10 protein-coding genes are annotated in these 10474 nt (G+C 35.7%); 5 read left to right on the forward strand and 5 right to left on the reverse strand.

Annotation, left to right across the window (positions count from 1 at the left end; all coding sequences use genetic code 11):
* Positions 1-80 precede the first annotated feature (80 nt).
* Positions 81-563: a hypothetical protein gene (locus BFA01S_RS13255; protein WP_082799983.1), complete on the reverse strand. Its 483-nt coding sequence runs from the start codon at positions 561-563 to the stop codon at positions 81-83.
* Between the two features lie 268 nt (positions 564-831).
* On the opposite strand from BFA01S_RS13255, the gene BFA01S_RS13260 reads away from it, so the two are divergent.
* Positions 832-2268 (forward strand): ATP-binding protein, encoded by a 1437-nt coding sequence (locus BFA01S_RS13260; protein ID WP_066231208.1) that lies wholly within the window; start codon positions 832-834, stop codon positions 2266-2268.
* Between the two features lie 170 nt (positions 2269-2438).
* Positions 2439-3158, forward strand: a complete 720-nt coding sequence (locus tag BFA01S_RS13265; RefSeq protein WP_066231211.1) for a YebC/PmpR family DNA-binding transcriptional regulator — start codon at positions 2439-2441, stop codon at positions 3156-3158.
* Between the two features lie 52 nt (positions 3159-3210).
* Here the strand turns inward: BFA01S_RS13265 and BFA01S_RS13270 are convergent, their stop codons facing one another.
* Genes BFA01S_RS13270 through BFA01S_RS13285 form a run of 4 tightly spaced genes read right to left on the reverse strand, consistent with a single transcriptional unit; the run spans position 3211 to position 6988 of the window.
* Complete coding sequence (locus BFA01S_RS13270) at positions 3211-4284, reverse strand: ABC transporter substrate-binding protein (RefSeq protein ID WP_066231213.1); 1074 nt, start codon at positions 4282-4284, stop codon at positions 3211-3213.
* A complete protein-coding gene (locus BFA01S_RS13275) occupies positions 4281-5084 on the reverse strand; it encodes an ABC transporter permease (RefSeq protein WP_066231218.1) in 804 nt (267 codons plus the stop codon). Before BFA01S_RS13275 ends, BFA01S_RS13270 begins: the two co-directional genes overlap by 4 nt.
* Position 5085: 1 nt before the next feature.
* Positions 5086-5889: an ABC transporter permease gene (locus tag BFA01S_RS13280; protein WP_066231221.1), complete on the reverse strand. Its 804-nt coding sequence runs from the start codon at positions 5887-5889 to the stop codon at positions 5086-5088.
* Positions 5879-6988 carry an ABC transporter ATP-binding protein gene (locus tag BFA01S_RS13285; protein ID WP_066231224.1) on the reverse strand — a complete coding sequence of 370 codons (1110 nt, stop codon included), beginning with the start codon at positions 6986-6988 and terminating at the stop codon, positions 5879-5881. Before BFA01S_RS13285 ends, BFA01S_RS13280 begins: the two co-directional genes overlap by 11 nt.
* A gap of 220 nt (positions 6989-7208) precedes the next feature.
* On the opposite strand from BFA01S_RS13285, the gene BFA01S_RS13290 reads away from it, so the two are divergent.
* From BFA01S_RS13290 to BFA01S_RS13300, 3 genes are all read left to right on the forward strand, one after another.
* Positions 7209-7607, forward strand: a complete 399-nt coding sequence (locus tag BFA01S_RS13290) for a (deoxy)nucleoside triphosphate pyrophosphohydrolase (RefSeq protein ID WP_066231227.1) — start codon at positions 7209-7211, stop codon at positions 7605-7607.
* 560 nt (positions 7608-8167) lie between these two features.
* On the forward strand, positions 8168-9544 hold the full coding sequence (locus BFA01S_RS13295) for an LLM class flavin-dependent oxidoreductase (protein WP_066231229.1): 1377 nt from the start codon (positions 8168-8170) through the stop codon (positions 9542-9544).
* Between the two features lie 63 nt (positions 9545-9607).
* The gene (locus tag BFA01S_RS13300; RefSeq protein WP_066231231.1) at positions 9608-10420 is read left to right on the forward strand and encodes an ABC transporter ATP-binding protein; all 813 of its coding nucleotides are present in this window, start codon (positions 9608-9610) and stop codon (positions 10418-10420) included.
* Positions 10421-10474: the final 54 nt, after the last annotated feature.

The raw sequence follows: 10474 nt of genomic DNA on the forward strand, positions 1-10474 counted from the left end.
AATGATTTAAAGGATCTAAAAGAAACAGCTGTTAAGCATTCTAATAATGTTTAACAGCTGTTTCTCTTTAAATATGTTCATTACTCCTTAATCTCCACATCATTTTCCTCTGCATACTCCTTTAAATCATACTGATAATCACGCATATCCTTGCGGGATTGAGATAAGATTCCGTTAACTTCTTCTATAAGAGCATAGTCTTGATTTTCTATGGCAGCTAACATTTTTGTAAAGGCGGAATATTGCTGATTTGCGGCTTCAATATAGTCTTCATGGATATCGCGGAGCTCTTTATCGGAGAGTTGTATCGCTTCGAGTTTATCGATGAGTTGGGAGTAATCAGGAATAATTTCATTAGTCAAAGCATCATATAATATCTCATCATCTTTGTAGTTTTCTCCGGTTACACTGTCATATTTCCCGATAACTTCCTCCTCTAATTTCGCGATTTCTGGAAGATCTTCATTCACATAGGAGATAATCTCCTCCTGCACGGGATCTGAACAAGCAGCTAAAAGAGTAACAATGCAAACAGCAATGACTATTTTTAACTTTTTAATCATAAAAACCTCCTTAAATTTTTAGTGAATAGAAAGGCAGGTTCACATATTTATATGACTGTTGATGAGATATTAGAATGATAGACAAGTGATAATAAAGGAGGACTGAGTCTTTAAATATATTGAAATAACATTCTGGCATTATTAATATTATGAATTTAAGCATTATTGGCTTAAGGAATTCTAACTAGAAGATGGAAGGGAATGAATAAGCAAAAGATGATAAAATAGAATAATGGAGAAATAAAACGAGCATAGAGGGAGATTAAATGTGAATAAAAATACAAGTTATCCACCGGATTATTCATCCGTTCCACAAGATAATTTGATTTTGGAACATTACGGAATAAATGAGCTGAATTTTGAATCCGTTAAAAACTACCGATCGAAGTTTTTGGAGTCTAAACCGGATCATCCTTGGAACGGATTAGAAATGAAGGAGTTTTTATATAAGATCGGTGCATGGGGAAAAGTGCGAAATACGAATAAGGAAGGTCTTACCCTTGCTGGCTTATTAATGTTTAGCGAAGAAAGGGTAATTACAGAGGTATTGCCTCAGTATTTCCTTGAATACAGGGAGAGCTTAGAGGAAGTGGAGTACGAGAATTGGTCGGAGCGTTTTACTTCACAGGATGGGACTTGGTCTGGAAACGTATTTGATTTTTATTTTAAAACAAGTGCTGATTTGAATAGAAATATAAATGAAGATGCGAAGAGAAGCGGACTGTTATATGAGGTACTTATAAATACATTAGTTCATGCTGATTATGAAGGGGAAGGCGGCATTGTTATCGAGAAAGAAAAGAATTTGTTCCGCTTTTCGAATCCTGGGCTTTTCCGTATATCAGTAGAACAAGCATTAGAAGGAAATATAAGCAACCTTCGTAATCCTAATCTTTTTAAAATGTTCCTTTTACTTGGACTTTGTAAGAGAACAGGTTCTGGATTAAAGGAAATTGACACAACGTGGAAGGAATATGGAGAATTAAATATAACTCAGCTGGCAGAATCAGAGCGAAGTATTTTGACGTTATATGTAAAGTTGTGTCCATTCGACAAAGACACGCAAATGGAAGAAGAAAAGTCTGTGATGGAGAATTTTGGCGATTTTGAGGACTCCGTAAATAGTGCTGATAACTCCTGTAATAATGAAATTAACTCCGTGAATAAAGATTTAGACTTATATAATAATGAAGAAAACTCCTATAATAATGGAGATAACTCCATGAATAAAGAGTTTTACTCCGATAATATAGAAGTTAACTCCATGAATAATAATGACAACTCCTATAATAAAGAAAAGGGTTATCAAGTTGAATTTTCGAACTCCGATAATAAGGAGATGGAATCAATCGGGAACGGGGTAGTGAATAGAGAGATAAACTATTCAGAAAAGGATGAGCAGGACATAGATATAAGTGTTCCTTCCGCAGAAAATGTAGAAAAAGAATTATGGGAGATTTCAGAACTTGCCAGAAGGAAGAAACGTTTATCACCGAGTGTAATGGAGGAAATTATCTTAAGGTTATGTGCTAGAAAAACTTTAATGTTAAGAGAATTAGCGGATTTACTAGAAAGAACTCCTGATGGATTAAGAAATAATTACTTAGCGAAACTACTTGATAAAGGTCAAATAAGGCTGAAGTATCCAGATCAAATAAATCATCCGAGACAAGCATATATCTTTGTAGGAAAAGAACAGAGCTAATATGAAATTCGTAACAAATGATATAATTGAGGTATAATAAATAATAGAAATGATACAATATTTTGATTGAGATTAAATGCTTTATCGTTATTTCAAAAAAGTGTTGCACCATTAACTTATTTCATTTTTAATAATGTAAGTAGATTTTAAGTGGAAAGAGAGTGTTCATGATGGGACGTAAATGGAACAATATTAAAGAAAAGAAAGCATCAAAAGATGCTAATACAAGCCGTATATATGCAAAATTTGGCCGTGAAATCTATGTAGCGGCAAAACAAGGGGAACCAGATCCAGAGTCAAACCAAGCATTAAAAGTTGTCCTTGAACGTGCAAAAACATATAGTGTACCAAAAGCAATTATTGACCGTGCGATTGAAAAAGCAAAAGGCGGTTCAGAAGAAAATTATGATGAGCTTCGTTATGAAGGTTTCGGACCAAATGGATCAATGGTAATCGTTGATGCTTTAACAAATAATGTAAATCGTACTGCTTCAGAGGTTCGTGCAGCTTTCGGTAAAAATGGCGGGAACATGGGTGTGAGCGGTTCAGTTGCATATATGTTTGATGCAACAGCTGTTATTGGTATTGAAGGTAAGACAGAAGAAGAAGTTCTTGAATTATTAATGGAAGCTGATGTAGAAGTTCGTGATATTGCAGAAGAAGATGAAGCTGTTATTGTTTATGCTGAGCCTGATCAATTCCATGCAGTGCAGGAAGCATTTAAAAATGCCGGTATTACTGAATTTACAGTAGCGGAATTAACAATGCTTGCACAAAATTTCGTTGAACTTCCTGAAGATGCAGAGGCACAATTTGAGAAAATGATTGATGCAATAGAAGATTTAGAAGATGTTCAGCAAGTTTACCATAATGTTGATTTTGGTGAATAATAGAAGAAGCAGACCTTTGTTATTACACAAGTGGTCTGCTTTTTAATTGGTTTTATTTTCGGTGCATTTTGAATTGCAAAAACAAGTCATTATAATAAGCCAAGTTCTTTTTCCCAAGGTTTTCATACACTTCAAGTTTTTCCGTCAGTTCTGGGGATGGATAGAAGCGTTCATCTTTAACCATCTCTTCCGGCATATATTGGAGCGCTGCCTTATTCGGTGTTGAATAGGAGACATATTCTGTATTTTGCGCAGCAATCTCGGCATCAAGCATGAAGTTAATAAATTGATGAGCTCCTTTGATATTTTTGGCTGTCTTTGGAATAACCATGTTATCAAACCATAAATTAGAACCCTCTTTTGGCACAACATATTCTAAATCTTCATTTTCTGCCATAATCTCTGATGCTACACCTGACCATACAAGGCCTATTGCGGCTTCTTTATTTTGCAGAAGCATTCGGTTTTCATCACCAACGATTGCTTTCACATTTGGAGTGAGTGTATCAAGCTTTTCTTTTGCTTCTTGCAAGTGTTCTTTATTCGTATCATTTAAAGAGTAGCCTAGGCTGTTTAACCCCATTCCAATTACTTCTCTAGCGCCGTCTAATAATAATATTTGATTTTTTAAGTCAGTATCCCAGAGGTCATTCCAGCTTGTAATTTCCTTATTTTTAAGCGTTTTTTTATCATATACAATACCGACAGTTCCCCAAAAGTAAGGGACAGAATATTTATTGTCCGGATCAAAAGGAAGATCAATAAACCTTTCATCAATATTTTTAAAATTAGGCAGTTTAGAATGGTCTAATGGGATAAGCAAGTTCTCCTGACGCATCTTATCAATCATGTATTCAGAAGGAATAGCGACATCATATGTTGTCCCGCCTTGTTCGATTTTTGTCATCATTGCTTCGTTTGAATCAAATGTTTCATAGATGACTTTAATTCCTGTTTCTTTTTCAAAACGGTCAATTAAATCGGCGTCAATATAATCGCCCCAGTTATAAATTGTTAATGTATTGCCGCTTGAATAGCCTTGTGCGTCATTTAATTTAGAAATAGCAAATAGAAGCAAGGTCGAAACGACAACAACCGCTAAAAAGGCGCGGAAAAGTTGTTTCATTTTCTAACCTCCAATCCTTTTGGCCTGTTGTGCTGTGTAATGAAGTAGTAAGCAGTCACAACGAGCATCGTCAGCAGGAAGAGCAGGGTAGATAGAGCATTGATATTTAATGAGATGCCGCGTCGAGCTAAAGAATAAATTTCAACAGAAAGTGTACTGAATCCATTTCCTGTGACAAAGAATGTAACTGCAAAATCATCTAATGAGAACGTTAACGCCATAAAGAACCCAGCAAATATTCCCGGGGCAATATAAGGCAGTATAACTTTTGTCAGTACATCCAAGCGGCTTGCTCCAAGATCGAGCGCTGCATCAATTAATGTGGAGCTCATTTCGTTTAATTTAGGCAATACCATTAAAACAACAATCGGAATACTGAATGCGATATGTGATAATAGGACGGAATAAAATCCGAGCTTAATTCCTGCCATTGTAAATAAAATTAAGAATGAAGCACCGATAATAACATCGGGACTTACGATAAGCACATTATTAAAGGATAATAGTGTGCTTTTTGTTTTTCTCTTTTTTACAGAATGGATAGCCAAAGCTCCAAGTACACCGACAACAGTAGAAATAAGAGCGGATAATAAGGCGATAACAATCGTATTTAATACGATAATAAGAAGCCTTGTGTCCTGGAAAAGCTCTTTATACCAATCAAGTGTAAAGCTTTTAAAATCATACATCGTGCCTCCGCTGTTAAAAGAGTAGAACACGAGAAAAAAGATTGGTGCGTAAAGGATTAAAAAGATGAATAATAAAAATATTCTTGATACAGGAGATAATTTTTTATCCATCTTACACACCTCGCTTTCTATTGCCGGTTACTATCATAAATAAAAACATAATAATAATTAAGAAAACAGCGATAGTCGCACCCATACCCCAGTCTTGTGTAACGAGGAAATGCTGTTCAATTGCGGTACCGAGTGTGGTAACACGGTTTCCTGCAATTAATCTCGTTAGCATGAATAGGGAAAGCGCTGGAATGAAAACGACTTGGCATCCGGATTTTACCCCGTCGATTGTTAAAGGAAAAATTATTCTTCGAAAAGTTGTCCATTTTGATGCTCCAAGGTCATTAGCTGCTTCTAAAAGTGTTGGATTCAACTCGTTTAAGGAATTGAAAATCGGTAAAATCATAAATGGAATGAAAATATAAACAGATACAAAAATGAAACTGAAATCTGTAAATAGTATTTGTTGAGAACCTATACCAATTACTTCTAATAAACTGTTAGCTGCTCCATATGTGCCGAAAATCCCGAGAAAGGCATACGCTTTTAAAAGTAAATTAACCCAGGAGGGCGCAATAATTAGTAACAGCCAAAGCTGTTTATGCCTCGTCTTTGTTAATAAATAGGCAGTTGGATACGCAATAATGAGTGAAATAACCGTAATTAAAAATGCATACCAAAACGAACTGAATGTCATTCTTAAATAAACAGGTGTGAAAAATTTCCCATAGTTAGCAAGCGATATATTTCCTTCTATATCAAAAAATGAATAATAAAGTACGAGTACAATTGGTGCTATTACGAATAGAATAATCCAGAGCGCATAAGGAAACAGGTACAAATTACGGGTCAGTTTATTCTCCATCGTTTTCCCCGTCCGTATATGATTCTAATCGCTTATCAAATTCTTCTTCGGTTTCTCCAAATCTCATAACATGGATTGCTTCCGGATCAAAATAAAGACCGATTGAATCACCTACATTTGCTTTTTTCGTGGAGTGAACGAGCCACTCATTGCCATCTTTATCATAGCTGGAGATTTCATAGTGAACACCGCGGAATAATTGGGAATCAACACGAACTTGAAGTTTCCCACGTTCTAAAGAAGTGATTTCCAAGTCTTCTGGCCGAATAACTATTTCTACAGCTTCATTTCTATCGAGTCCTTGGTCTACACATTCAAACTGCTTTCCAACGAATTCTACAAGATAATCTTCAACCATTTTTCCTTGAACAATATTAGATTCCCCAATAAAATCGGCAACAAATCGGTTAATCGGTTCATCGTAAATATCAATTGGTGTTCCGCTTTGTTGTATTTTCCCTTTATTTAGGACGAAAATTTCATCTGACATCGCCAGTGCTTCTTCCTGATCATGTGTAACAAAAATAAAAGTAATTCCAAGCCGCTGCTGCAGCTCCCGTAATTCATACTGCATTTCCGTACGCAGTTTTAAATCAAGTGCTGATAAAGGTTCATCAAGTAAAATAACCTCAGGCTCGTTTACTATTGCCCGGGCAATAGCAACACGCTGACGCTGACCTCCAGACATTTCTTTTATTTCTCGCTTCTCATATCCGACTAGGTTCACAAAGCTTAAAGCTTCTTTTACTTTCTTTTCTATTTCTATGTTTTTCATCTTCTTAATTCGAAGTCCAAATGCTACATTTTCAAATACATTCAAATGAGGAAAAAGTGCATAGTCCTGAAAGACGGTATTTACTTGACGCTTATTTGCCGGGACATGATTGATCATTTTCCCGTTGAAATAAATTTCTCCTTTTGATGCTTCTGAAAATCCTGCAATTAAACGAAGAATCGTCGTTTTTCCACAGCCGGAAGGGCCGAGCAAAGTATAAAATTTCCCGCGTTCAATTTCAAAACTTACATTATTTAATACAATGGAATCATTATCATATTGTTTCGTAACATTTTTGAATTGAATAATCGTTTCGTTTGCCATTTCGACCTCCAATTTATTTTAAATTTATTGTTTATCCAATCGGGAATCATTATATACGAAAATAGTGAAGTTGTCTTATGAAGTGGAGTGGCTAAAGAGAATTTTTATTTTCTAGTATTATGTCTATGTAGAGGGGTTAGTAAACAAATTGCTTGATGATATACTGGATGTAAAAGGAATTCTATCTTAATCATAAACACTTGGTATATCGGGAGGAATTATGAAAAAGGAAATTCACGTAGTTGGTGCAGTAATTGTAGAGAATGGGAAGATTTTATGTGCGCAAAGAGGGCCTGATAAGTCATTACCTTTTAAATGGGAGTTTCCAGGCGGAAAAATAGAAAAAGGGGAAACTCCTCAAGAAGCATTACAGAGGGAAATTCACGAAGAAATGGATTGTGAGGTAGAAGTCGGTGAGCAAATAGAGTATACGGCATATGAATATGACTTTGCTATTGTTCATTTAACAACTTTCTACTGTAAACTTATTAACGGGACACCTAATTTAACAGAACATGTATCAATCCAATGGCTAAAGCCTGCTGAACTTGCATCTTTAGATTGGGCACCTGCTGATATTCCAGCAATAGAAAAATTATCAGCATTAATAATCAAATAAGCGTTTTAAAATGTACTAGAAAGCTGCTCACAATTTAAGTGAAGAGCTTTTTTTAATATGAAGAAGTGAATTATGATAAAGTCATTACTTCTACTATTTTTGCAAATGCTATCTAACAAGTAGTGAGGGAAATGAAGTTTTATTTGCTTATATAATAGAATAGGTAATTGCTCACAAATTATATAACTATATTATCAATGAGCAAACGGTTAAGTAGTTTTTTAGATAGAATGACTGTCTATTATTTTATCTTATACTTGAGTCTTTCATTTCAATTAGTTATATTTATTATTTTGGAATACCACCTTAATTCATAGTTAAATCATAAGTAAACTTAGGTATTGAAATATCATTTTTCGTATAGTAATATTAGTTTAATCAGAAGGGCTTCCATTGAAAGAAGCCGGTGATTGATGCGTAGCATCACCACCTCACTCAAGGTATAGTGCCTGAGCAAGTTCTGCTTTTTTAAGCGGTACTGCCAGGCATTTTTTAGTATTCAATTATAAGTTAATCAATAGGTTAAATTGGTTATTGTAACTGAAAAGGGGGCTTAGATAATGAAAAAGAAAATTCGTTTGAATGCTGTAGAAATGGCTAATCCAATCCAAGATAATGCTGGATTATGGATATATCCTGGAAATAGAGTAGATCGTTATAAAGATTTAGATTACTGGATTGAACTTGCTCAGCTTCTGGAAAAAGGAAAGTTCGATTCATTGTTTTTTGCAGATATTCTTGGTGTATATGATGTTTATAAAAATAGCAGAGATACTGCTATCCGTGAAGGATTATATGTGCCAATTAATGATCCGTCTTATGCTATACCTGCAATGGCAGCTGTGACAGAACATTTAGGATTTGTTCTAACGGCATCCCTTACATATGAGCATCCTTATTCACTCGCAAGAAAAATGTCAACGCTTGATCATTTAACAAATGGCCGAATTGGCTGGAATATGGTTACTTCTAATTTGAATAGCGCTGCTCACAATTTTGGACTTGATGAGCAGATAAACCATGATGAGCGTTATGATAGAGGAGATGAATATTTAGAGGTTTGCTATAAGTTATGGCAGGCCAGCTGGGAAGAAGATGCAGTTGTTCGTGATATTAAAAATCGTGTTTATACAGATCCTGAAAAGGTTCATGACATTAAGCATGAAGGAAAGTATTTTAAAGTTCCTGGCATCCACTTATGTGAACCTTCTCCGCAGCGGACACCAGTGTTATTCCAAGCAGGTTCATCAGATCGAGGGAGAGAATTCGCTGCAAAACATGCAGAATGTATTTTCCTAAATGCAATGACAGTGGAAGAAACCCGTTTTATTGTTCATGATATTCGTATAAGAGCAGAACGGAATGGAAGGGATCCTCAGCAATTACTATTCTTCCCTAAGTTAAATCCAGTGGTGGCAAATACTGAGGAAGAGGCACAGGAGAAGCTTTCAAGCTATTTAGGATATTCAAGTCCTGAAGGTGCATTATCCTTACTTTCAGCTTGGGTTGGATTAGATTTTTCTAAGTTTAATGCTGATGAACTGCTTGAGTTTATTAAAAAAGGTGAAAAGAACAATAGCAGCAATTATTTAGCAGAGTTTTTCGGAAGAAATTATGCTGATGAATCGTGGACAAAAGAGGAAGTGGCAAAATATTTTGCTTTTGGCGGTGTTGGTTCTCTAATAGTAGGAACGCCACAGCATATTGCTGATCAGCTGGAATCTTTTGTGGAAGAAACAGGAGTAGATGGTTTTAATATTGCCTACATAACAAGAAACGGGACATTAAAGGAATTTATTGAACTTGTTGTTCCTGAATTACAGCGAAGAGGTCGTGTACAGACTGACTATAACAATGGAACATTAAGAGAGCAATTGTTTGGTGAGTCATCATATCTCGCTTTAGAACACCCGGGTAATAAGGTTTTTATAAGATGATTTTTAATTATATATCCGACTAAAAACATGTGAATAGATAGTAATGGGTAGGAGGTTTGATTAATGGGTGAGAAAAAGATTGAGACGAAACATAGTGATTTTTTGCTTCCATCTTCTGCTGCGAGAACACTTGTTAATTTGCAGCAAGTCGAAAAGATCTATCCAAATGGAATGATTGCTGTTCAAGATGTAAATTTAAAAATCAAGGAAGGAGAATTTGTTTCTTTTGTTGGTCCCTCAGGTTGTGGTAAATCAACAATTTTTCGTTTAATTACTGGATTAACTGAGCCGAGTGCAGGACGTTTAGAAATATTAGGAGGAAATCCCGAAGCCGCACGTAAAAGTGGCCGCTTATCATTTGTCTTCCAAGATGCCACCTTAATGCCTTGGTGCAACGTTATTGATAATGTGATGCTACCGTTGAAGCTGCAAGGTATACCTAAAATACAGCAAAAGGAGGAAGCGGAAAGAGTATTAGAATTAGTTGGACTTAAAGACTATCACAAATCGCTCCCAAGGCAGCTTTCTGGAGGAATGAAGATGAGGGTATCGATTGCTAGATCCCTCGTTGTAAATCCGGGACTTTTACTTATGGACGAGCCTTTCGGAGCTTTAGATGAAATCACAAGACAAACATTACAGCAAGAGTTGCTGTCTATTTGGGGGAAAGATCCGAAAATGACAGTGTTGTTTGTAACACATAATGTGTTTGAAGCAGTATATCTTTCTACAAAAATTGCAGTTATGACATCCAGTCCAGGAAAAATTGCTGAGTTGATTGATGTACCTATTCCCTATCCTCGTGATAGTGATTTTCGCACAACTGCTTCCTTCAGTGAAATCGTGACACGAGTTAATGGGGCGTTAAAACAATAAAGTGAAACTTCCATCAGTGGGGGGGGGGTTCTCATCCCCCACTGATGGTTAGTT

This window comes from Metabacillus fastidiosus NBRC 101226 (genome assembly GCF_001591625.1).
In the GTDB taxonomy this organism is placed as follows: Bacteria; Bacillota; Bacilli; order Bacillales; family Bacillaceae; genus Metabacillus; species Metabacillus fastidiosus.

Coding starts and splice junctions, on each gene's coding strand:
- BFA01S_RS13290 (WP_066231227.1), top strand. CDS start 7,209: ATGAAAAAGGAAATTCACGTAGTTGGTGCAGTAATTGTAGAGAATGGG.
- BFA01S_RS13280 (WP_066231221.1), bottom strand. CDS start 5,889: ATGGAGAATAAACTGACCCGTAATTTGTACCTGTTTCCTTATGCGCTC.
- BFA01S_RS13300 (WP_066231231.1), top strand. CDS start 9,608: ATGGGTGAGAAAAAGATTGAGACGAAACATAGTGATTTTTTGCTTCCA.
- BFA01S_RS13255 (WP_082799983.1), bottom strand. CDS start 563: ATGATTAAAAAGTTAAAAATAGTCATTGCTGTTTGCATTGTTACTCTT.
- BFA01S_RS13265 (WP_066231211.1), top strand. CDS start 2,439: ATGGGACGTAAATGGAACAATATTAAAGAAAAGAAAGCATCAAAAGAT.
- BFA01S_RS13295 (WP_066231229.1), top strand. CDS start 8,168: ATGAAAAAGAAAATTCGTTTGAATGCTGTAGAAATGGCTAATCCAATC.
- BFA01S_RS13275 (WP_066231218.1), bottom strand. CDS start 5,084: ATGGATAAAAAATTATCTCCTGTATCAAGAATATTTTTATTATTCATC.
- BFA01S_RS13285 (WP_066231224.1), bottom strand. CDS start 6,988: ATGGCAAACGAAACGATTATTCAATTCAAAAATGTTACGAAACAATAT.
- BFA01S_RS13270 (WP_066231213.1), bottom strand. CDS start 4,284: ATGAAACAACTTTTCCGCGCCTTTTTAGCGGTTGTTGTCGTTTCGACC.